The organism is Williamsia sp. DF01-3 (genome assembly GCF_023051145.1).
Classification (GTDB): Bacteria; Actinomycetota; Actinomycetes; order Mycobacteriales; family Mycobacteriaceae; genus Williamsia.
In genome coordinates this window covers 3,253,190-3,274,184 of record NZ_JALKFS010000005.1, presented here as the reverse complement: position 1 = coordinate 3,274,184, position 20,995 = coordinate 3,253,190, and the positions used below count along the sequence as shown (strand labels likewise).

Sequence of the window (20,995 nt, the reverse complement as noted above, 5' to 3'; positions counted from 1 at the left end):
TGAGGGGAAGTCGTCGTGCCGGTGTCATCAGGAACAGCGAGCGAATTGATCGAGGAGCTGTACCTGATGGGTCGCGCTTTTCGCGGAGCCGTCGTGTCCACGGACGAAGGGCCGACATTGCCAGGTGGTCTCGGTGTGCTCATGGCCTTGGAGGCACGAGGGCAGTGCCGCCAGAACGAGTTGGCATCGGATCTGTGCATCAGTCAGTCCGCCTTGAGTCGGCACGTGGCCGAGTTGGTCGCCGAGGGATACGTCGCTCGCCGTCCGGACCCAGGTGACGGGCGGGCCACGCAGTTGCTGACGAGGAGTGCAGGTAGCGAGCTCCTCGGTCGAACGAGGGCTGCGCGTGCTGAGTCGTTGCAGACCGCACTCGACGACTGGGACGAAGCAGACGCGCAAGCGGCCGGCAGCGCCTTTCGCAAACTCAGAGGTTCATTGACCAGACACGCGCACCGGGCCGATCGGCCGGCGCAAAAAACGATCACAGGGAAAGACAGGAAGTAGATGTCAAGTTCAACCGAGGCGGTGGCGAAGCACGATCCATACGCGATGTCCCACCGCGAAATCCTCGAGGCGATGATCGGGCTGCTCGCAGCGTTGTTCACCGCTTTGCTGAGCACAACGATCGTCGCCACCGCCCTGCCGACGATCATCGGCGATCTGAAGGGGTCGCAGACGGCCTACGCCTGGGTGATCACCACCGCCCTGCTCGCCAACGCGGCGTCGACGCCGATCTGGGGCAAGCTGGCCGACATCTTCAGCAAGAAGATGCTTGTCCAGAGCGCGATCATCATCTTCGTGGTCGGCTCGATCATCGCCGGCTTGGCGCACAATGTGCCGATTCTCCTCGCGGCCCGCGTTGTGCAGGGAATCGGAATGGGTGGTCTCACCGCGCTCGTCGTCGCAATCATCGGCAGCATCGTGTCTCCCCGTGAGCGCGGCCGGTACTCCGGATACATGGGCGCCACCATGGCCGTCTCGATGTCCGGCGGGCCCATCCTGGGCGGCGTCATCGTCGACAGCCCGCTCGGCTGGCGCTGGTGCTTCTTCGTCTGCGTGCCACTGGCAGTGATCGCCCTGTTCCTGCTGCAGAAGACCCTCCGGATCAAGACCGAGCGCGCCGAGAACATCTCCATCGACTGGCTGGGAGCCACCTTGCTGACCGCAGGCGTTTCCGTGCTGTTGATCTGGGTCTCGTTCGCGGGTAAAGCCGGGTACTACGACTGGATCTCCCGAGAGTCCGCGATGTATGTCGGTGGCGGACTGCTTCTGCTGGTGGCCACCGTGCTGGTGGAATCGCGTGTCAAAGCGCCGATCATCCCGCTCAAGATCGTGACCGAGCGCACCACCGGACTCGCCATCATCGCGTCCATCGCAGTGGGACTGGGGATGTTCGGTTCGACGACGTTCCTGGGCCAGTACTTCCAGACCGCGCGCGGTTTCTCTCCGACCATCGCCGGCATGCTCTCGATTCCGCTTGTCATCGGGATGCTGATCGCCTCGGTGGGATCGGGTCAACTGATCAGCCGGTTCGGCAAGTGGAAGGTGTTCATGGTGACCGGTTCGGTTCTGCTCATCGTCGGCTTCGCTCTGCTGGGGACGATCGACCACGCGACCAACCTCTGGTGGGTGAGTATCTTCACCCTGATCGTCGGGCTCGGCACGGGCATGCTGATGCAGAACCTCGTGCTGGTGGTCCAGAACACGGTCAGCGTTCACAACATCGGGGCTGCCTCGAGCAACGTGGCGTTCTTCCGGACCTTCGGCGGCGCAATCGGCGTCTCGGTCCTCGGGTCGGTCCTGGCCACTCGCGTGGCGGACCTCTCGTCGGGCGGCCTTGCTCGGCTCGGGGTCTCAGGTGGCTCCTCCGGCGGCAGCCTCGACATCGACTCCCTGCCGGGCCCGGTCGCATCGATCATCCGCGCTGCCTACGGTGACGCAACAGGGCGGATCTTCCTGATCGCAGCTGCGGCAGCGGTGGTTGCGCTGATTGCGGTGTCGCTCCTGCCCAATCGGCCGCTGCGCCGGACGATCGATCTCGACTCGACACCCGACGGGACCGAATCCGAAACGCTCGGCGACTCCGAGTCGGCCGATCGGGACGACAACACCCGGGCCGCCGTCAAGGTCTGACACACCGTCCCGATCTGGGCCGAGGGATCCCGTGCACGATGCCGTGCGCGGGGTTCCGCTGTCTGATGGTGTCGAGCGGTGGAGCCCTGGGTACCCGGAGCAGATGAGCGAGACACAACCACTGACCGTGGTGGTCACCGGAGCGACGGGAAATGTGGGCACGAGCGTCATCGAAGCCCTCGGTTCCCGGTCCGAGGTGAGGTCCATCCGCGCGATCGCGCGCCGTCCGACCGACCTCACGTACCCGAAAACAGAGTTCCTCGTTGCCGATACGGGACAGGACGATCTGCGGCCCCTCTTTCGTGGCGCAGACGTTGTCATCCATCTCGCGTGGATCTTTCAACCCACCCATGATCCCGTTTCGACATGGGAGAACAACGTCGGCGGCGCGATCCGGGTGTTCGAGGCCGCTGCGGCCGAGGATGTGTCGGCTGTTGTGTACTCATCCTCGGTCGCCGCCTACTCGCCTGGTCCGAAAGACACCCCCGTCGATGAGAGCTGGCCGACCAACGGCTGGCCGGGTGCTGCCTACCCGCGCGAGAAGGCGTATCTCGAGCGATGGCTGGACGGCTACGAGCACAACAACCCCGAGATGCGAGTCGTGAGGATGCGGCCTGGTTTCATCTTCAAACGGGAGGCATCCACGGCGCAACGGCGTCTCTTCGTCGGGCCGTTCCTCCCGCGGCAGCTGGTCCGCAGCGCCTTGATCCCAGTGGTTCCGAGGACGCCGGGGCTGTCGTTCCAGGCGTTGCACAGCGCGGATGTGGGCGAGGCATTTGCCGAGGCGACCGTCCGGCCGGTCCGCGGGGCATTCAACCTCGCCACCGAGGAGAAGGTGGACGCCAAGTACCTGGCAAAGATGCTCGGGGCGCGTTCGATCCCGGCGCCGGCGCCGTTGCTGCGTGCGGGGGTATGGGCAGCGTGGCACGCCCATGTCATCCCCGCCTCACCTGGCCTGTTCGACACCGTCTTACGACTGCCCCTGATGGACATCACTCGCGCTCGACGAGAGCTCGGCTGGTCCCCGCGCTACACCGCGAAAGACGCGCTGGAGGAGTTCATCGAGGGGGTCCGGGAGGGTTCGGGGATGGATACCGAACCGTTGGCACCGGACGGGCCTGCCCGCAGGATCGCAGAACTCTCTCAGGGTGTCGGCAGGCGCGATCGGTGACGGCCGCAGTATGCGTTCGTGATCGGTGATCACAAGCGGAAGTGAACCCCCGGCGCGTAGATTGGGCCCCTGTCAGGGGGCATCATCGTGGTGATGGGTTGCGGCACGATGCCGCGCGTACTGCCGAACGGTATCGGCACGTCGATCGACGCCGACCGCGTCGAGTCCCTGGCTCTATCGCGACAGGAAATCCTTCAATGACTGCACTGAAATACGTGGATCTGCACGGCGACCATGTCGCATATCGGGACGAGGGGAGCGGTTCGGAGGTTCTCCTGCTGATCCACGGGATGGCAGGGAGTTCGGAGACGTGGAATGCGGTACTTCCGTCCCTTGCCGCGAGACACCGGGTCATCGCACCGGATCTGCCCGGTCATGGGCAATCGTCGAAACCGCGTGGCGACTATTCGCTGGGTGCGTTCGCCGCGTTCCTCCGTGACTTGCTGCGGGAATTGGGGATCGATCGGGTGACGGTGGTCGGGCAGTCTCTCGGTGGTGGGGTGGCCATGCAGTTCACCTATCAACATCCGGAGTATTGCGAGCGCCTGATCTTGATCGGCAGCGGTGGACTCGGGCCCGACGTCAACTGGACCCTGCGGGTGCTCTCGGCTCCTGGGGCCGAGTTCGTGCTCCCGGTGATTGCGCCGCAACCAGTTCTTCGGGCAGGCAACAAGATTCGCTCGTGGTTCGCGTCCGCCGGAGTGCACTCGCCGCGGGCGGACGAGACGTGGCGCGCATACTCTTCGCTCGGCGATCGCGAGACGCGGCAGGCGTTCCTGAGGACTCTGCGGTCGGTGGTGGACTACCGCGGTCAGGCTGTGAGCGCCCTGAACCGGTTGTACCTGAACTCAGCCCTGCCCACACTCCTCATCTGGGGCGATGCAGACAAGATCATTCCGGTGGCGCACGGCTACGCGGCCCACGAAGCGATTCCGGGCAGTCGACTCGAGGTTCTCAGCGGCGTCGGCCACTATCCCCACGCAGAAAGCCCCGATCAGGTCGTCGCTATCGTCGAAGACTTCCTCGCCGTACCGGAGGCCCGAACGCGCACGACGAGCTGATCACCAGCTCGGTTTGAGTCTGCCCGGTACCGCAATGACCTCCAAGGCTCGGGCCAGTGCCTTGAAGTCCCTGTCCGACAGCTCATCTCGCCATACCTGAACGCATCGCTCCGCGGATTCGCGGGCTGCGACCATGCACTCGCGACCGCGGTGAGTCAGTGTCACCAGTTGGGCGCGACGGTCGTTCGGGTCCGGGTGTTTGTCTAGATAACCACGCTCGACCAGATAGACGATCAATTGGGCCGCGGCCTGCTTGGTGATCTGCAACGCGGTGGCGAGATCGGCTGCGGTAGAGGCGTTGTCGGACAACTCCGCGAACACGAACCCATGAACGGGTCGTACGTCGGGGTAGCCCCGCTCGGCCAGTCCGGCCGAGATGTCATCCACCAATTGTGCGGACACTCGCAGCACGGCCGTCGCAGTTGCCCAGTCGGAATCGGTCACAGTCGAAGTATGACCCAGTGCGTCGAGGATGGACAGACAAGACGCTTGTCTATATGGTCAAGTGGCTTGTCTATTAATATTCAGGAGGAGAGCATGCCGATCATCCAACCCGACGACGCCGAGGTGTTCCCGGCCCACGGGAGCACCTTCCACTCGTATGTCAGTTCGCGGCGAGGGAGCGAAGAGCTCTGCGCCTGGAGGCTGACGGTTCCCGCCGGCCAGATCGGAGTGGCGCACAGACCCAGTCGGGAAGAGGTCCTTCTCGTGCTCGACGGGGAACTGATGGTCGGTTTGGGCGGCGTGCAGGAGTTGGCCGGCGACGACACGGTCATCGTGGTTCCGGCCGGGACCGAGGTGCGGATCGATGGTGGCGCCACCGAATCAACAGCATGGGTGACGACCACCCCCGGTCTGCAGGCGACCACTGCCGACGGTGCGGTCATCACGCCCCCCTGGGCTCAATGAGACGTCGAATTGCTCGACGGTCGTTGTGGTCCAGCTCCGCCGTGCCTGCCGATTGATGGTTCTGTGACGTGGACCCACGATCGCGGATAGTCTGTGGCGCAGTCGTCGGGCGATCGAGAGGCACTACCTGTCATGACGTTCGACGAACCATCCTCAACCCCCTCGCACCTCACACGTCGGCGGCTGCTGCAGGGAACTCTGGCCGGCGGTCTGGCAGTTGCCGTCGCGGGTGGCACCGGAACAGCCTGGGCCGCCCCACGGTCGTCGGACTGGGCGGCGCTCGCGGCATCGATCAGTGGCCAGGTGATCTTGCCCGCGCAACGCGCCGCATTCACGCAGGCCAAACAGATCTTCAACACGCGTTACGACGGATCGACTCCGGTGGCCGTCGTGGCGCCGAAAACTGTCGCCGATGTTCAGCGGTGTATGGCTTTTGCCGTGAAGCACAGGCTGCGGGTGGCCACTCGCAGCGGCGGGCATTCCTACACCGGTGCGTCAGCAGCGAGTGGGTTGTTGGTGGTGGATCTGCGCAGGCTCGACGGAGGAATCGGCTATGACGGTGGAAGCGGCCTGGCCACCGTCACGCCGGCGAGCACGCTGTATGCAGTGGCCGGCGGTCTTGCCCAGCAAGGCAGGTCGGTTCCTGTCGGAACATGCGCAACGGTCGGTGTCGCCGGCCTCACGCTCGGCGGAGGGCTCGGTGTCGACTCGCGGCTACACGGGCTCACCTGTGACTCCCTCGCGGCCGCGACGATGGTGTTGCCGAACGGGGAAGCCGTCACCGTTGCGCCAGGAGAACGGGACGACCTCTACTGGGCGCTGCGCGGCGGAGGTGGCGGGAACTTCGGGATCGTCACGTCGCTGACCTTCCGCACCACGCCATCGGTTGGCAAAGACGTTGTGACCATGAACTTTCCACCCGCGTCGTCGGCCACGGTGATAACGGGGTGGCGGCGCTGGCTTTCGGTCGCTGAACCGTCGGCGTGGGCGAACGTCAACATCGGTTCCGATCGACGGGGTGGCGTCACCTGTTCGGTGTTGCTCGTCTGCGCGTCCGGCGCGGGTCGCCGCATCGCGGCCGACATCTCGGCGGCCGTCGGGGTGGTGCCGAGTGGAAGCGACTACTCGACGCTTGATCCGATGGCGACGTTCCTGCGGCTGTCGGGCGGCGCGACCGCGCCGCGACATGGATTTGTCGCCGGGTCCGACATCCTCGCCCAGATCACCGACCCCATCGCTGCAGCGATCGTCACCGCGGTGCGGAACCGTTCCAGGTCCGGCGGTCCCGGGCTGGTGATCATCGACCCGCTCGACGGCGCGATCAGCGGGGTCGCTACCGGTGCCACAGCCTTCCCGTGGCGCACGCACGCGGCGAGCCTGCAGTGGTTCACCGACGTCGCCCCCGGTGCTTCGTATCTGTCGCCGACGTCGTGGGTGAAAAGTGCACACAGCACGATTGGCGTGGCGTCCTCGGGTGCCTATGTCAACTACATCGAATCCGGGGTCGCACCGTCGCGTTACTTCGGTGCCAATCTGCCGCGCCTGCGCTCTGTCCGTACCAAATATGACCCCGCGCGCACGATGTACTCGGGCCTCGACATCTGACGAGTTGAGCAGAGTTCGCAAATCGGACTCGGACCTACACCGCTGATTAATGGTGTGACCGGGCTGAGCTGGAGTTGATACCGTCGAACCTGTGACTGCCCCATGCTGACCCGCCTTCTGCGTACCTACATGGGCGCCTACCGTCGCGAACTGAGTGCGGTGGTGATCCTCCAATTCGTGGCCACCGCGGCAATGCTCTACCTGCCGACTCTCAATGCCGACATCATCGACAACGGTGTGGCACAAGGCGATACCGGCTACATCCTGCGGGTGGGGGCCGTGATGGTGGTCGTCTCGCTGATTCAGATCCTGGGATCGATCGTGTCGATGTACTTCGGTGCACGCGCGTCACTCGGTGCCGGCCGCGACATCCGGCACGACCTGCTGCACCGCGTCAACGCCTTCTCCGCGCGCGAGGTCGGCGCATTCGGGGCGCCGTCGTTGATCACGAGGACAACCAACGATGTTCAGCAGGTCCAGATGCTCGGCGTGATGGCCTGCACCATCTTGGTCACAGCGCCCATCATGTGTATCGGCGGCATCGTCCTCGGCATCGGGGTCGGGGGCCAACTCGCGTGGGTTCTCGTGGTTGCGGTCCCCATACTCGGGGTGACCATGGCGGTGATCATCTATCGGATGATGCCTGGTTTCCGGGCCATGCAGGAGCGCATCGACACGGTCAATCGCGTCCTGCGCGAGCAGATCACTGGGATCCGGGTGGTTCGTGCCTTCGTGCGGGAAACCCACGAACGCAGGCGATTCGCCGCCGCGAACGACGACCTGACCGATGCCGCACTGCGGGTCGGGCGTCTGATGGCACTGATGTTCCCGTCGGTGATGCTCATCAGCAACGTCACCATCGTCTTCATCATCTGGTTCGGCGGTCACCTCATCGAAGACGGTGACGTCCAGATCGGCGCACTCACCGCGATGATCGCCTACGTGATGCAGATCCTGATGGCGGTCATGATGGCCTCGTTCCTCGCGATGATGGCGCCGCGGGCATCGGTGTGCGCCGAGCGCATCTACGAGGTTCTCGACACCGAGACGTCGGTGGTCCCGCCCACCGATCCGAAGCCGCTCCGTACCTCGGCGGGCATCGTGGAGTTGCGCTCCGCGTGCTTCAGGTACCCAGGGGCAGACGAATCGGTGTTGCGCGACATCAGCTTCCGAACCGCGCCGGGCACCACCACGGCTGTTGTCGGGTCGACCGGCTCGGGTAAGACCACGTTGGTGGCGCTGCTGCCTCGTCTGATCGACGTCACCGATGGCGCCGTGCTCATCGGGGGCACCGACATACGTGAGCTCGACCCCGCCGTCTTGCGCGAATCAATCGGCCTCGTTCCCCAGAAGCCCTATCTGTTCTCGGGAACGATCGCGTCCAACCTGCGGTACGGCAAGAAGGACGCGACCGAAGCCGAGATGTGGGAGGCGCTGACCGTCGCGCAGGCCGCAGACTTCGTGCGGGACATGCCAGATCAGCTCGAGACCAAGGTTGCGCAGGGCGGGACGACGGTCTCGGGAGGGCAGCGTCAGCGGCTGGCGATCGCGCGCGCCCTCATCCGTAAACCGAGCATCTATCTGTTCGACGACTCGTTCTCGGCGTTGGACCTGAGCACGGACGCACGCCTGAGAGCAGCGCTCAAACCTGCCACCGGCGACGCCTGTGTCATCATCGTGGCCCAGCGGATCACCACCATCGCCGACGCAGACCAGATCGTGGTACTCGACCGCGGAACCGTCGCCGGCATCGGCACACACGAGCAATTGCTCGCCGACTGCCCCACGTACATCGAGATCGCCGAGTCCCAGCTCTCCGTGGAGGGACGGAGATGACCCGCCCCGGTGGCGGAGGCGGACCGTCGATGGGTGCGATGCCCGCTGAGAAGGCACGCGATTTCGGTCCGTCGGTGAAGCGGCTGATCGCCGTGCTGTCCGCCCATCGCATCGCGTTGTGGGCCGTGCTCCTCTGCGCTGTGGCGTCGGTGGTCCTCAACGCCGTGGGCCCGTTGTTGCTCGGCCATGCAACAGATCTGATCTTCTCCGGGGTGATCGCCGACCGCCTGCCCGCAGGCGAAACGAAGGCCGAGGCCGTGGAGGCGCTACGACAAGACGGCGACGGGACATTCGCCGACATGGTCGCAGCGATGGACCTGACGCCGGGCGTCGGAATCGATTTCGACGCCGTCGGCCGCGTGCTGATACTGGTTCTGGTGCTCTATGCGGGGTCATCGTTGCTCAGCTGGCTGATGGGGCGTCTGCTCAACGTCGTCACCCAGCGCACCGTGCAGGGGATGCGCTCGGATGTCGAGAACAAGATCCACCGTCTGCCGCTGAGCTACTTCGACGGCAATCAGCGGGGTGACCTACTGAGCCGGGTGACCAACGACCTCGACAACGTCTCGCAAAGTCTCCAGCAGACAATCGCCCAGTTGCTCAACTCGGTGTTGATGGTGCTCGCCATCCTCGTGATGATGCTGTGGATCTCACCGCTGCTGTCGCTGATCGCCATCGTCACGATCCCCGCCGCGGTGATGGTGACAACCCTTGTGGCAAAACGCTCCAAACCGCACTTCTTGGCGCAGTGGTCGAGCACCGGACGCCTCAACGGTCAGGTCGAGGAAGCGTTCACCGGACACGAGGTGATCAAGGCCTTCGGCATGCAGGACGACGTCGAGGCAAGATTCGACGACCGGAACGAGAAGCTCTACGAGTCGAGCTGGCGGGCCCAGTTCATCTCCGGGATCATCATGCCGGCGATTATGTTCCTGGGAAATCTGAACTACGTGGCAGTCGCTGTGGTCGGCGGCCTGCGGGTGGCCTCGGGTTCGCTGAGCCTTGGTGACGTCCAGGCCTTCATCCAGTACTCGCGACAGTTCACCCAGCCACTGACCCAGATCGGGTCGATGTTCAACCTCATGCAGAGCGGTGTCGCGTCTGCCGAACGCATCTTCGACATCCTCGACGCGGACGAGCAGGTACCCGATCCCTCCGACCCGATCAGCCCCGGAACGAGCAAGGGTCGCATCACGTTCGACGACGTCTCGTTCCGCTACGCCCCGGATCGGCCGCTGATCGAGCAACTGTCGCTGGTGGCCGAACCCGGGCACATGGTCGCGATCGTGGGGCCGACGGGAGCGGGCAAGACCACCCTGGTGAATCTGATCATGCGGTTCTATGACGTCGATTCGGGAACGATCAGTCTCGACGGCGTGGACACCTCGTTGATGACCCGGGATGACCTTCGCGAACGCACCGGGATGGTGCTGCAGGATTCCTGGTTGTTCGGCGGAACGATTCGCGACAACATCGCGTACGGCGATCCCGAAGCCGACGACGAGGCGATCATGGAGGCGGCGCGGGTCAGCCACGTCGACCATTTCGTGCGGATCTTGCCGGACGGATACGACACGGTCATCGATGAGGAGGGTGGCGGTGTCAGCGCAGGCGAAAAGCAGCTGATCACCATTGCGCGGGCGTTCCTGGCGCGGCCGACTCTGCTCATCCTCGACGAGGCGACCAGTTCGGTGGACACCAGGACCGAATTGCTGATCCAGAAGGCGATGGCCGCGTTGCGCTCCGATCGCACCAGTTTCGTGATCGCCCACCGACTTTCCACGGTCCGCGATGCCGACACCATCCTGGTGATGGAGGAGGGACAGATCGTCGAACAGGGCTCGCACGACCAACTCCTCGCGGCGCAGGGGGCGTACTACCGGCTGTACAACAGTCAGTTCGTCGGGCCCATGGATGCCGACGACATCGACAGTCCGCAGATGTCCAAGAGCTGATCGACGAATCAGACAGGGGGCTCGGTGTTCCGACCTGTCCTGCGTGCGAGTGCCCGAGAGACTTCCGCCTGAACGGGACTTCCGGGGCGGATCGGCCCGGCCGAGGATGTACTAGAGTCGCGGACGTGACCACTCGGGGGATGGTGACCGCAACTGTTGTCGCGGCGTGGATATGCATGATGATGGTCGGCGGATGTGCCAGGGGTGTTGATGGTCGAGCGGTGCCAGTCGCTGATCCCAGACCGGTCGGTTTCATCGAGTTCGCGGACGCCGGGTTCAGCATCACCGCGCCTCCGGGCTGGACGGTCCGAGACGATTCCGACGAACTCATCTATGGGGATGTCGCGCTCACGAAGAAGGGCGACGATGCGTCGATGATTCTCATCGGAGTGCTCGACGGGTCCATCTTTGCGTCCGCTCGGTCCGACAATCGCGTTGCCGCACAAGAACTCGGTTCGGGCATGGGGGAGTTCTTCTTCCCAGATTCGGGTACTCGTGTGGACCGCGAGGGCGGAACGCTGAGCGGTGCCCAGACCACCGGGGCCTTCGAGTTCTACCGCGTCGAGTTCGATGACCGGTCTCGATCAGATGCCGAAGTGTTCTCAGCCGTCGTCGAAAAGGCGGGCGAGCGTTGGTGGATGACCTGGTTGAGCAACAAGAATGCTGTGGACGTGGATGAAGCCCGCGAGCTGGCTGAATCCATCACCCCGATGTGATCAGGTCACCAAGACCTCTGGCCTGGCGGACGGAATGGTGATCGTAGCCCGCGTATGCAGGGTGTTGCCGGGATCGGCGATCGATTCGGCCACCCGGAACGTGGCTTCCCAACTCGACCTCGACAGTGTGTTCAGAACATATCCCCGTTGAGAGTTGCCGAACTTGACGTGCGGGGATGCCGCCTTCAGCTCGCGATCCCCCTCGTCACTATCAGAGCCGTCGGCTCCGGATGCGATTGACGTGCCGGCGATCTCGACGCCGACTGCGGGCGCGGGCCTTGTATAGGTGGTCTTGAGTTCGGACACCACGGACCGATGGATGTCGCCGACGATCGACACGAGATTCTCGACGCCCCGGGCTCTCACGCCGTCGAGGACGCGCTTGCGCGATGCCTCGTATCCGCTCCAGGCGTCCATGCTCACAGCACGGGATCCCCGCCGCGAGCGGGCGAGGTCTGCCATGGGTGTCTGGTGGGCCAGTACGTTCCATCGCGCTGTGCTGGAGCCGAGACCGTCGAGTATCCAGCGCTCCTGGACATCGCCGGTGATGGTGCGAGCGGGATCTGCGGTCAGTCTGTTCAGCGGGCCGTCGGTGTCCCCGTTGACCTGATCGCTTCGGTATTGGCGGGTGTCGAGCACGCTGAACTCGGCGAGGTTGCCGAACGTGAATCGGCGATAGATTCGGATGTCACCGCGCGTGGGATGAACGGTCGCCCGGACGGGTGTGTTCTCCCACCACGCCTTGAGTGCGCCCGCCCGCCGTGTCAAGAACTCCGGCAGAGGTGCGCTGTCCTCAGAAATGTCTGCGGCCCAGTTGTTCTCGATCTCGTGGTCGTCGAACGTGACGATGAACGGGGACGTGCGGTGTGCCGCTTGCAGATGAGGGTCGAGTTTGTACAGAGCGTATCGATCGCGATAGTCATCGAGGCTGTGTGCCTCGGAATGGCACGAGCTCGGCATGGCAGACGATCCGCGTCGCCCACCGTCCGCCGGTATCGGCTTCTCGTAGATGTAGTCCCCGAGGTGGAAGACGACATCTGGTGCAGCCGAGGCCATGTCCCCATAGGCGTTGAAGAATCCATCGGCCCAGGCCTGGCAGGATGCCCAGGCAAACGTCATGCCGGCCACATCGGCACTCGCCGCCGGTGCGGTCCGTGTCCTTCCCACGTCGGAGATGTGGCCGCCGGACCGGAAACGGTAGTAGTACTCGGTGGATGGCTCGAGGCCACGAACATCCACGTGCACGCTGTGCGCGTCGCGTGCAGTTGCGTTCACGGTGCCGCGTCGAACCACGTTTGCGAACTTGTTGTCCAGGGCGATCTCCCAGTCGACCGGCACATCGGACTCGGACATCCCTCCCCGCGGGGCCAGGGGTTCTGGAGCCAACCTGGTCCACAGGATCACCGCGTCGGAGAGTGGATCGCCAGAAGCGACGCCGAGGGCGAACACGTGATCGCCGCGAGCAGCGGGCGAGGGGAATGCGGTGGGGGAACTGACCAAACCGGGAGTGAAGGCAAGGGCACCGGCCACGCCTGCCCAGGTCAAGAACCTGCGACGGGTGGTCCCAGCCCGCAGAACCTTGTTCCGGTCGATCGACAGCTCGGGTGACGCCACAGGAGTACTCGACCAGGATCAACTGTCTGTCCGAGGTCCCCGAGGTGACGCCGACACGAAGGACACCTGACGTTGTGGTGGGCCGCCGAGGACTCTCGTTGTCGGGTTCGTCTGGATGGAAGGCCTGCCGACGTTCTCAGATGGCCGTTCAAACTCTGCCGTTCAGGCTTTAGGTGACCAGCCGATCTTCGGGCCGAGGTGGGTGGCCATGTCGGTGATGATCTGTAGATAGTCGGTCTCGTCGAACGAGAAGGGCAACGCGAACGCCACCTCGCCGGCTCTCTGGAAGCCGGCGTGGGCGAACAACCGTTCCGCTATTTCATCCGAGGTCCCGACGATGTCAGGGGCGAAGAGCATTCGGCGCGGGCCCTGAGGCGAGAGAGTCCGGTCGAACCGGGCATCGGCGTAGTCGCGGTATCTGCGTCGCTGCTCCGGGGTCGCCGAATCGGTCGGGATGACAACCAATCCCTGTGACACCCGGGCCTTTTCGGGGTTCGGGTGATGCGCGCGGTAGGCGTCGATGTGCTCAGCCTGTATCGCGGCGAAGTCGGTGGAGGATGTGCCCTCGGTGGTCACCACCGAGCTGGTCAGGTAGTTCAATCCTTGCTGTCCGGCCCAGATCGCCGAGGACATCATTCCGCCGTACCACAGGCGGTCGATCAGCCCGGGTGAATGTGGCTGGACGATTCTCGAGTACTGCTCGATGCCAACCGTGCCCTCGAAGTCACTCACCGGTACTCCGCGGATGTTGTCCATCAGCCGGATCACCCGGTCTTTGCTGAAGTTCTCCTGCGCATGGGTTTCGGGATAGAGCTTGTGTTTGAAGTCCTCGTACCGCATCGGGGTTCCCACCGAGACCCCAGGATTCAACCGGCCCCCGGACAGCAGATCCACCGTCGCCAGGTCTTCGGCGAGTCGCAAGGGATTCTCGAGTCCGAGTGGGATCACCGCCGTACCGAGTTCGATCCGGCTCGTGCGCTGGCTTGCCGCAGCCAGTACCGCGACGGGGGAGGAGATGCCGAACTGCAGGTGCCGGTGTCGAAGCCACACGCTGTCGAAGCCGAGTTCTTCCGCGACTTCGATGGTTCGCAGCAATTCCTCGTGGCCGGTTCCGGGATCAGCCGGATCAAACCGCCCGATGGTCAGAAAACCCATCTTGTGGAGTGGTTCGCCCTCACGTGGCACTGTCTGCCACCTTCTGGCCGCCTCGGGTGATCGCCGGGGGCGAAATGCCATGCAGGATCAGCTCGGTGGTCTGATCGACCCACTCATCGTCGAGGTCGTCGCCTGGTCGCATGATCAACCGGATGATCGTTGTCCCGCCGACGACTTCGAGTAATCGGTCGGGATCCGCGCCCGCCCGGACCTCACCTCGAGCCACAGCTTGCGCGAGACGCGTACGCATGGCGGCGAACACGCCGTCTTCGAACCGCCGCATGACGAGTTCGTTGAGTTGCGGGTCGGCCCCGATCTCGGCGAGAAGCCCTGGCAGGGCGGCCCGTGCAACCGGGTCGGTGAACATCCTCCGTGAACCGTCGATCATCGCCCGGATGTCCGTGGCGAGATCCCCGGATTCCGGGATGAGGGTTGTCCACGTTGCGGGAAACGCAGCCTCATGGACCAGGTGCGCCTTGCCCGACCAACGCCGGTACAGGGCGGTCTTGGTTGTACCGGCTCTCTCGGCAACCGCGGCAAGGGTCAGGGCGGGGTAACCGATGGTGACGAGCAGTTCTGCGGTGGCGGCCAGTATCGATTCGTCGATGCGGGGGTCACGTGGCCGTCCGGCGCCGGCGGTCTTGTCTTCCACTGTCTCGTCTGCTTTCATTACGCAACCGACCGTACCGTAATCTGCGTCACATTTCTGGTGGGGCGTACGAGTTTCCGGAGGGGCACCTTGGCCGCTGAACAACCACTTGCAGACATGAAACTCCAACGCTCGAGTCGTGATGTCACCACTCTTCCAGATCGACTGGCGTCCTGGCTGTGCACCGTGGTTCCCGGTGGCGCGAAGCCGCAGATCACGGTGGAGAGCGGGATCGATTCGAATGGGATGTCGTCGGAGACCATCGTGTTGAACGCGGTGTGGACCGACGGCGTCGAGCAGAAGAAGCAGCGGTGGGTGGCCCGGGTGACGCCGTCGGACGAAGACATCCCGGTGTTCCCCAGCTATCGCCTTGACCATCAGTTCGAGGTCATGCGTCTGGTGGGTGAACTGACGGACGTTCCCGTGCCCAGGGTGCATTGGATGGAGGCGACGGGGGACGTACTCGGAACGCCCTTCTTCCTGATGGATCACGTGGAAGGCGTGGTGCCCCCGGATGTGATGCCCTATACGTTCGGCGACAACTGGTTTCATGACGCCCCGGTCGAACGCCAACGGCACCTGCAGGATGCGACAGTCGCGGTTCTGGCGAAATTGCACTCCATTCCTCAGCCCGTGGAGACCTTTGCGTTCCTCGGCGACGGGTTGACGGGCGATACCGCGTTGCGGCGCAACGTCAACTGGTGCAAGTCCTGGTACGAATTCGCTGTGCCGGGCATCGGGCGCTCGTCGTTGCTCGATCGCGCATTCGTCTGGCTCGAAGAGAACTGGCCGGCACAAGCCGATGCGGCCGAACCGGTCTTGCTCTGGGGCGATGCCCGGCTGGGGAACACGGTGTACCGAGACTTCGAGCCCGTGGCCGTACTGGATTGGGAGATGACAGCACTCGGTCCACGTGAGCTCGACTTGGCATGGATGATCTTTGCGCACAAAGTGTTTCAGCACATTACGACGTCTCTCGGATTGCCGGGAATGCCGACGACGTTGCGCGAAGAAGATGTGCTGAGCACGTACACAGAGCTCACCGGGGTCGAGCTGGGTGACCTGACCTGGTTCTACGCGTATTCCGCAGTCATCTGGGGATGTGTGTTCATGAGAACGGGAGCTCGGCAGGTTCACTTCGGGGAGATCGAGATGCCGGAAGAAGTCGACGGCCTGTTCCATCATCGACAACTGCTCGCCGACCTCATCGGCGACAACACGAGGGATGCACTGTGATCGGGCCGCTGGACGAGTACCCCATCCACCAGGCGCCCCTACCGATCGGGTTGGTGGACGCGAGCGATCGCAACTTCTACGACCGGTGCTATCTGAACGCGCACGACAGGACCGGCGACATCTTCGTGATCACCGGGGCCGGGTATTACCCCAACCTCGACACCAAGGATGCCTTTGTCCTCGTGCGGCGCGGTGACGTACAGACCGCGGTCCACCTCGGTGAGGCCATCGACTCCGACCGGCTCAACCAGCGCGTCGGCAATTATCGGATCGAGGTCGTGGAGCCACTGCGGAGATTGCGTCTGATCTTGGAGGAGACCGAGGGCATCGCGATGGACATGACCTGGGAAGGGTCATTCGACGTCCTACAGGAGCAGCCTCACATCATGCGCACCGGCAATCGGATCACGTTGCAGGCTCAGCGTTTTGCTCAGGTCGGCACGTGGAGCGGAACTCTGACCATCGACGGAGAGGACATTGCTGTGGACCCGGAGAAATGGGTCGGGACCCGTGACCGCTCGTGGGGCATACGTCCGGTCGGGGAAGCCGAACCCGCCGGTAAACCGGCCGACCCGCCCTTCGACGGAATGTGGTGGCTCTATGTGCCGATGCGTTTCGACGACTTCGCCATCGTTCTCATCATCCAAGAGAACCCGGACGGTTACCGGATCCTCAACGACTGCACGCGGGTGTGGAAGGACGGCCGAGTCGAGCAACTGGGCTGGCCGCAGGTCGATATACGGTACGAGTCAGGAACCCGAACTCCCACCGGCGCAACCATCATGTGCACCACCCCAGATGGACAGCAGTTGCGGCTCGAGATCGAATCACGGCTGGCGGTACCGATCCACCTCGGCGGTGGATACGGCGGTGACCCGGACTGGACCCATGGGATGTGGAAAGGGGAGAAGTTCACCGAACGACGCACCTACGACGTCACCGACGAAAGCGTCGCGGGACGAATCATGTTCGGGGTGATCGATCACGTCGGGCGGGCGGTGTGTCACGGCCCTGGAGCGGACGGCTCGGAAGGTTTTGGCTTGTTCGAGCACGGAGCTCTCGGGCGTCACGACCGATCGGGCTTTGCCGACTGGTTTTCTGTGGCTCCGTGACCCGTTGGCCGTGGCGATTGTCGGGCCTCATCGGGACGGTGGGCCGCCGTCGTTGATCCGCCGTCCGATGGCGGCGAGTTGTCGTAGCTGGGCGCGAGTGAGCGGGTCGATGACCAGTCTGCGGACGTTCTCGGCGTAGCCCGGTGCTGTCTGCACCACTTTTTCCCACCCGGCGTCGGTGAGGACGGCGTTGGTGAACCGACCGTCTTCGGGGCAGGCGGAGCGGTACACCCACTGGCGTTGTTCAAGCCGTTTGACGACATGGGACAGGCGAGAAAGGGATCCGTTCGCCAACTCGGCCAGGGCGCTCATCCGGAGTGTTCGTCCGGGTGCTTCTGACAGTGCGGCCAGGACCTCGTACTCGAAGTGGGTCAACTGGGCATCGCGTAACAGCTGGGCGTCGAGTGCATGCGGGAGTCTGGACAGCAGAACAGCCACCTGCAGCCAGGCCTCCATCTCCTGCTCGTCGAGCCATCGTGTCGGCGGTCGGCCAGTCATGGAACGAGTGTAAACCCGCGCTGCGTACTTGATGCTTCAGTTGACGCTTCAATTATCGCCCCTCTAAGGTTCACTTGAAACATCAAGTGATTCACGAGTCGATCGAGGGTGATATGAACTATTCCATCGTGCGGAGTGTCGGAATTCTGCTGGCGCGCATCGGTATTGGGTCGGTGTTCCTGGCGCATGGACTCCAGAAACTGAACACCTATGGGTATGCCGGCACCAAGGCCAGCTTCCAGGGTATGGATGTGCCCATGGCGTCGGTGTCAGCATTTGTGGTCACGTGGCTCGAGATCCTCGGCGGAATCGCCCTCATCATCGGTGTGCTCACCCCGATCGTCGGTGCCCTGTTCGCGCTCGACATGCTCGGCACCTACTTCTTCGCGCACATCGACATGGGCCTCTGGGTGGTCGACGGCGGGTATGAACTGGTGTTGTCGCTGGGGATGGGATCGCTGCTCTTGGCGGTGGTCGGCGCGGGTCGTCTCAGCGTGGATGCCCTGCTGGCTCCGCGTGTTCGATGGCTGGCTGCAGGTTCGACACAACCACGCAACCCCGTGGCCGCGTCGAACTGATCGCGGTACACGCCACACGGGTGGTGACATGTCCGGTTTGCGTTTACGTTGCACGGGGTACTGACGGAGGATGCGTCGTGCCGGCTCAGGCCGCGCGTCCCCTAGTCGGGGCCAACAGTTAGGACCTTCCACGTAATGGCTGACCGCACATCTGAGCTCGGGGGCGATCGATCCGACGGTGACAGTGCGGACAGCGGGGGAGACCAGCGCACCCCGCTCATTGCGCCGCCTAGGCTGCGTACCGAAGATGATCGAGCTGCGACAAGACTCGAGCTGTTCTTCGACCTCGCGTACGTTTTGGTCATCCACCAGCTCGCGCTGGCGCTGAAGGACGATCTCGGGTGGCACGGTGTGGGGGTCTTCGCCGGTCTGTTCGCGGTCACCTGGTGGTCGTGGGTCACCACCACCCTGTATGCGAACAGATTCGACACGAACGACGTCCTCTACCGAGTGCTGAAGCTGGCTGCCACGTTCGCGGTCGCGGTCATGGCGGCGAGCGCGTCCGCGGCCGTCGGTGGCGACGGCACAGTGGCTTTCGCAGTCGGGTACATCGCCACCCGAGTGATCCTCGCCGGCCTCTACCTGCGGGCATGGCGACACATCAGCGAAGTCCGCGTCACGATCAACCTGTATTTCGCCGCGACGGTTGTCAGCGCTCTGATCTGGACGGTCTCATTGCTGACCCCGTCGCCGATCACCTACTGGCTCTGGGCGTTGGGGATCGCGATCGAAGCGATGGCGCCGTTCGCAGCCACCCGGTGGGGTCCTGACGTCCCACTGCACCTCGAACATCTGCCGGAACGCTTCGGTTTGTTCGTGATCCTGGTTCTCGGTGAATCGATCTCGGCCATCGTGCTCGGAATGCACGAGACCCATTGGGCGTGGTCGTCGCTCAGTGTTGCTGCTCTCGGCTTCACCATCGCGGCTGCCGTGTGGTGGATGTACTTCGACATCGGTGGCGCAGAGGCGAAGACCCTGCTGCAGGACGACGAGAGTGCGGTCGGAAGCGGCCGCGCCGATGGGTACATCTACGGGCATCTGCCGCTCACCCTCGGTGCTGCACTTCTCGGGGTCGGCATCGAACAGTACGTCTTGCACCCTGTAGGTGAACTGACGGCAACCGGGCGGTGGGTGCTGTGCGGTGGCCTGGCGCTGTTCATCAGCGGTGTCTGCTGCATCGTCGGCTGGAGTTCGAGCAACTGGAAATCCATCTTCCCGTGGCCGGCACTGGCCATCCCTGCCGTCATCATCGTCGGGTTCGTCGACAATGCCCTTCCCTTCGCGTCGGCCATCGTCCTGGCCGTCGGCGCGATCGTTGCGGTGGTCACCGGGACCGTCCGGCGGCGCAGAAGCACCATGGACACAACCGAGACATGACGGCTGCGATGCCGCTTCTCCCGTGAGGTGAAGCTGTTGTGAGTAGCCTTGTTCCGGTGGGGATTCTGACGCCGGTGGCGATTAAAATAGGTGCGGTCTCGTGGATGCCGAAATTGCTGCCGCAGATCGAGAAGTGGGACACCCGGCTGCAGCGGGTCAGCAATGGGCGGCTCAGTGCGCTCGACATCGCCGGTCTACCGAACATCACGTTGACCGTGCCGGGCCGGAAGTCGGGAGTCCCGCGATCCACACCGCTTCTCTGTGTGCCCCAGGACGGCGGCTGGCTGATCGCGGGCTCGTACTTCGGGGCCAAACAAATGCCGGTATGGGTTCTGAATCTCCGTGCCTGCGAGAAAGCCGAGATCGTCTATCGCCGCGAGACCATCCAGGTCTCGTGGCGCGAGGTGACCGGAGCCGAACGGGACCAGGCCTGGCAGAGGATGCTCGCGGTGTGGCCGAACTTCGCCGTCTATGAGAAGCGCACGGAGCGGACGATTCCCGTATTCTTCCTCTCGCCGCTCGCCTCCGGCTCGTAGGGCGGGGCACAGGAAGTCGACCGGTGGACATCGACGAGGTCGCCGACGAGCTGTACGGGCTCGACCCGGCCGAGTTCGTGGAAGCGCGCAAGGCTCGTGTCACACAGGCGCGCAAAGAAGGTGATCGCGAACTCGCGACCGCGATAGGCAAGATGCGCAAGCCGACTCTGGTCGCCTGGGTGGTGAACAACTTCGCTCGAGAAGAACCCGAGCAAGTGGAAGAACTACTCGAACTGGGCGAGGCCCTCCGCGACGCACAACGTCATCTGTCGGGCGACGACCTACGCGCACTGACCACTCAACGACAGCGCGTGATCCGGGCGATGGCGCGCCGAGCGGGTGAGTTGGCGGCAACACGGGGGCAGCAGGTGAGTGAGACGGCGGCCCGTGAGGTCGGGCAATCGCTGCACGCCGCACTGGCCGACCCGGAGATCGCCGATCTGGTACGGGCCGGACGCCTCGTCACCGCAGCGAGCTACAGCGGTATGGGTCCTGCGGGCATGACGGTGGTGGGCGGTAGATCGAAGCCGCCGACTTCTGGGAGGAAGCCGGACACCACGAAGCTGAAAGCCGACGCGCAAACCGAAGTGGACGCAGCCGAACGTGCTGAGCTCGAAGCTCGAGAAGCCGTCGGCACGGCCCAGGCCGACGCGCAAGAAGCCGCCGATCGGGTTGCCGAATTGGATTCGCGAATCGAAGACCTGCGCAGCCAGCTGGCACAGGCGGAGCAGGAACGGCAGTTCGCGCACAAGTCCGAACGTACCGCCGCGTCGAATGTGACTGCGGCAGAACACAAGGCCGAACAAGCGCAAGCGCGACTGGAGACCGCCCGCAAGAAACTCGCCGACATCTGA

Annotated in this window: 20 protein-coding genes; 15 read left to right on the top strand and 5 right to left on the bottom strand. The window is 64.0% G+C overall.

From position 1 onward, the window contains the following. The first annotated feature begins 15 nt into the window (after positions 1-15). The 4 genes from MVA47_RS17530 (at position 16) to MVA47_RS17515 (ending at position 4,365) form a co-directional block, all read left to right on the top strand. A complete protein-coding gene (locus tag MVA47_RS17530) occupies positions 16-504 on the top strand; it encodes a MarR family winged helix-turn-helix transcriptional regulator (RefSeq protein ID WP_247208940.1) in 489 nt (162 codons plus the stop codon). 45 nt (positions 505-549) lie between these two features. Then, the gene (locus tag MVA47_RS17525) at positions 550-2,133 is read left to right on the top strand and encodes an MDR family MFS transporter (protein ID WP_247210872.1); all 1,584 of its coding nucleotides are present in this window, start codon (positions 550-552) and stop codon (positions 2,131-2,133) included. A gap of 103 nt (positions 2,134-2,236) precedes the next feature. After that, the gene (locus MVA47_RS17520) at positions 2,237-3,304 is read left to right on the top strand and encodes an NAD-dependent epimerase/dehydratase family protein (RefSeq protein WP_247208939.1); all 1,068 of its coding nucleotides are present in this window, start codon (positions 2,237-2,239) and stop codon (positions 3,302-3,304) included. A gap of 197 nt (positions 3,305-3,501) precedes the next feature. Next, positions 3,502-4,365 carry an alpha/beta fold hydrolase gene (locus MVA47_RS17515; RefSeq protein ID WP_247208938.1) on the top strand — a complete coding sequence of 288 codons (864 nt, stop codon included), beginning with the start codon at positions 3,502-3,504 and terminating at the stop codon, positions 4,363-4,365. Here MVA47_RS17515 and MVA47_RS17510 read toward each other — a convergent pair whose 3' ends face one another. After that, on the bottom strand, positions 4,366-4,809 hold the full coding sequence (locus tag MVA47_RS17510; protein ID WP_247208937.1) for a MarR family winged helix-turn-helix transcriptional regulator: 444 nt from the start codon (positions 4,807-4,809) through the stop codon (positions 4,366-4,368). Positions 4,810-4,902: 93 nt separating this feature from the next. Between MVA47_RS17510 and MVA47_RS17505 the strand changes: the two genes are divergently transcribed. From MVA47_RS17505 to MVA47_RS17485, 5 genes are all read left to right on the top strand, one after another. Next, a complete protein-coding gene (locus MVA47_RS17505) occupies positions 4,903-5,274 on the top strand; it encodes a cupin domain-containing protein (protein WP_247208935.1) in 372 nt (123 codons plus the stop codon). A 132-nt stretch (positions 5,275-5,406) separates the two neighbouring features. Continuing rightward, the gene (locus MVA47_RS17500) at positions 5,407-6,879 is read left to right on the top strand and encodes an FAD-binding oxidoreductase (RefSeq protein WP_247208933.1); all 1,473 of its coding nucleotides are present in this window, start codon (positions 5,407-5,409) and stop codon (positions 6,877-6,879) included. A 102-nt stretch (positions 6,880-6,981) separates the two neighbouring features. Beyond that, positions 6,982-8,715, top strand: a complete 1,734-nt coding sequence (locus tag MVA47_RS17495; protein ID WP_247208931.1) for an ABC transporter ATP-binding protein — start codon at positions 6,982-6,984, stop codon at positions 8,713-8,715. Further along, positions 8,712-10,670: an ABC transporter ATP-binding protein gene (locus MVA47_RS17490; protein WP_247208929.1), complete on the top strand. Its 1,959-nt coding sequence runs from the start codon at positions 8,712-8,714 to the stop codon at positions 10,668-10,670. The genes MVA47_RS17495 and MVA47_RS17490 overlap by 4 nt, the downstream gene beginning before the upstream one ends. A 125-nt stretch (positions 10,671-10,795) precedes the next feature. Next, a complete protein-coding gene (locus tag MVA47_RS17485; RefSeq protein ID WP_247208927.1) occupies positions 10,796-11,386 on the top strand; it encodes an alanine and proline-rich secreted protein Apa in 591 nt (196 codons plus the stop codon). Here MVA47_RS17485 and MVA47_RS17480 read toward each other — a convergent pair whose 3' ends face one another. The 3 genes from MVA47_RS17480 to MVA47_RS17470 form a co-directional block, all read right to left on the bottom strand. After that, on the bottom strand, positions 11,387-13,000 hold the full coding sequence (locus MVA47_RS17480) for an alkaline phosphatase (protein ID WP_247208925.1): 1,614 nt from the start codon (positions 12,998-13,000) through the stop codon (positions 11,387-11,389). A gap of 162 nt (positions 13,001-13,162) precedes the next feature. Further along, a complete protein-coding gene (locus MVA47_RS17475) occupies positions 13,163-14,185 on the bottom strand; it encodes an LLM class flavin-dependent oxidoreductase (RefSeq protein WP_247208923.1) in 1,023 nt (340 codons plus the stop codon). Continuing rightward, positions 14,175-14,825 (bottom strand): TetR/AcrR family transcriptional regulator, encoded by a 651-nt coding sequence (locus MVA47_RS17470; RefSeq protein ID WP_247208921.1) that lies wholly within the window; start codon positions 14,823-14,825, stop codon positions 14,175-14,177. The genes MVA47_RS17475 and MVA47_RS17470 overlap by 11 nt, the downstream gene beginning before the upstream one ends. Before the next feature lie 96 nt (positions 14,826-14,921). On the opposite strand from MVA47_RS17470, the gene MVA47_RS17465 reads away from it, so the two are divergent. Beyond that, positions 14,922-16,040 carry a phosphotransferase family protein gene (locus MVA47_RS17465; RefSeq protein ID WP_247208920.1) on the top strand — a complete coding sequence of 373 codons (1,119 nt, stop codon included), beginning with the start codon at positions 14,922-14,924 and terminating at the stop codon, positions 16,038-16,040. Continuing rightward, positions 16,037-17,152, top strand: coding sequence for a hypothetical protein (locus tag MVA47_RS17460; protein ID WP_247208919.1), 1,116 nt, complete (start codon positions 16,037-16,039; stop codon positions 17,150-17,152). The genes MVA47_RS17465 and MVA47_RS17460 overlap by 4 nt, the downstream gene beginning before the upstream one ends. A gap of 27 nt (positions 17,153-17,179) precedes the next feature. Here MVA47_RS17460 and MVA47_RS17455 read toward each other — a convergent pair whose 3' ends face one another. Beyond that, a complete protein-coding gene (locus MVA47_RS17455; RefSeq protein ID WP_247208917.1) occupies positions 17,180-17,650 on the bottom strand; it encodes a MarR family winged helix-turn-helix transcriptional regulator in 471 nt (156 codons plus the stop codon). A 113-nt stretch (positions 17,651-17,763) separates the two neighbouring features. Between MVA47_RS17455 and MVA47_RS17450 the strand changes: the two genes are divergently transcribed. From MVA47_RS17450 to MVA47_RS17435, 4 genes are all read left to right on the top strand, one after another. Beyond that, the gene (locus MVA47_RS17450; RefSeq protein ID WP_247208915.1) at positions 17,764-18,228 is read left to right on the top strand and encodes a DoxX family protein; all 465 of its coding nucleotides are present in this window, start codon (positions 17,764-17,766) and stop codon (positions 18,226-18,228) included. 135 nt (positions 18,229-18,363) lie between these two features. Next, positions 18,364-19,605: a low temperature requirement protein A gene (locus tag MVA47_RS17445; RefSeq protein ID WP_247208914.1), complete on the top strand. Its 1,242-nt coding sequence runs from the start codon at positions 18,364-18,366 to the stop codon at positions 19,603-19,605. Between the two features lie 56 nt (positions 19,606-19,661). Further along, a complete protein-coding gene (locus MVA47_RS17440; RefSeq protein WP_247208912.1) occupies positions 19,662-20,141 on the top strand; it encodes a nitroreductase family deazaflavin-dependent oxidoreductase in 480 nt (159 codons plus the stop codon). A gap of 23 nt (positions 20,142-20,164) precedes the next feature. After that, a complete protein-coding gene (locus tag MVA47_RS17435; protein ID WP_247208910.1) occupies positions 20,165-20,995 on the top strand; it encodes a hypothetical protein in 831 nt (276 codons plus the stop codon).

Coding starts and splice junctions, on each gene's coding strand:
- MVA47_RS17525 (WP_247210872.1), top strand. CDS start 550: ATGTCCCACCGCGAAATCCTCGAGGCGATGATCGGGCTGCTCGCAGCG.
- MVA47_RS17520 (WP_247208939.1), top strand. CDS start 2,237: ATGAGCGAGACACAACCACTGACCGTGGTGGTCACCGGAGCGACGGGA.
- MVA47_RS17515 (WP_247208938.1), top strand. CDS start 3,502: ATGACTGCACTGAAATACGTGGATCTGCACGGCGACCATGTCGCATAT.
- MVA47_RS17505 (WP_247208935.1), top strand. CDS start 4,903: ATGCCGATCATCCAACCCGACGACGCCGAGGTGTTCCCGGCCCACGGG.
- MVA47_RS17500 (WP_247208933.1), top strand. CDS start 5,407: ATGACGTTCGACGAACCATCCTCAACCCCCTCGCACCTCACACGTCGG.
- MVA47_RS17495 (WP_247208931.1), top strand. CDS start 6,982: ATGCTGACCCGCCTTCTGCGTACCTACATGGGCGCCTACCGTCGCGAA.
- MVA47_RS17490 (WP_247208929.1), top strand. CDS start 8,712: ATGACCCGCCCCGGTGGCGGAGGCGGACCGTCGATGGGTGCGATGCCC.
- MVA47_RS17470 (WP_247208921.1), bottom strand. CDS start 14,825: ATGAAAGCAGACGAGACAGTGGAAGACAAGACCGCCGGCGCCGGACGG.
- MVA47_RS17465 (WP_247208920.1), top strand. CDS start 14,922: ATGAAACTCCAACGCTCGAGTCGTGATGTCACCACTCTTCCAGATCGA.
- MVA47_RS17455 (WP_247208917.1), bottom strand. CDS start 17,650: ATGACTGGCCGACCGCCGACACGATGGCTCGACGAGCAGGAGATGGAG.
- MVA47_RS17450 (WP_247208915.1), top strand. CDS start 17,764: ATGAACTATTCCATCGTGCGGAGTGTCGGAATTCTGCTGGCGCGCATC.
- MVA47_RS17445 (WP_247208914.1), top strand. CDS start 18,364: ATGGCTGACCGCACATCTGAGCTCGGGGGCGATCGATCCGACGGTGAC.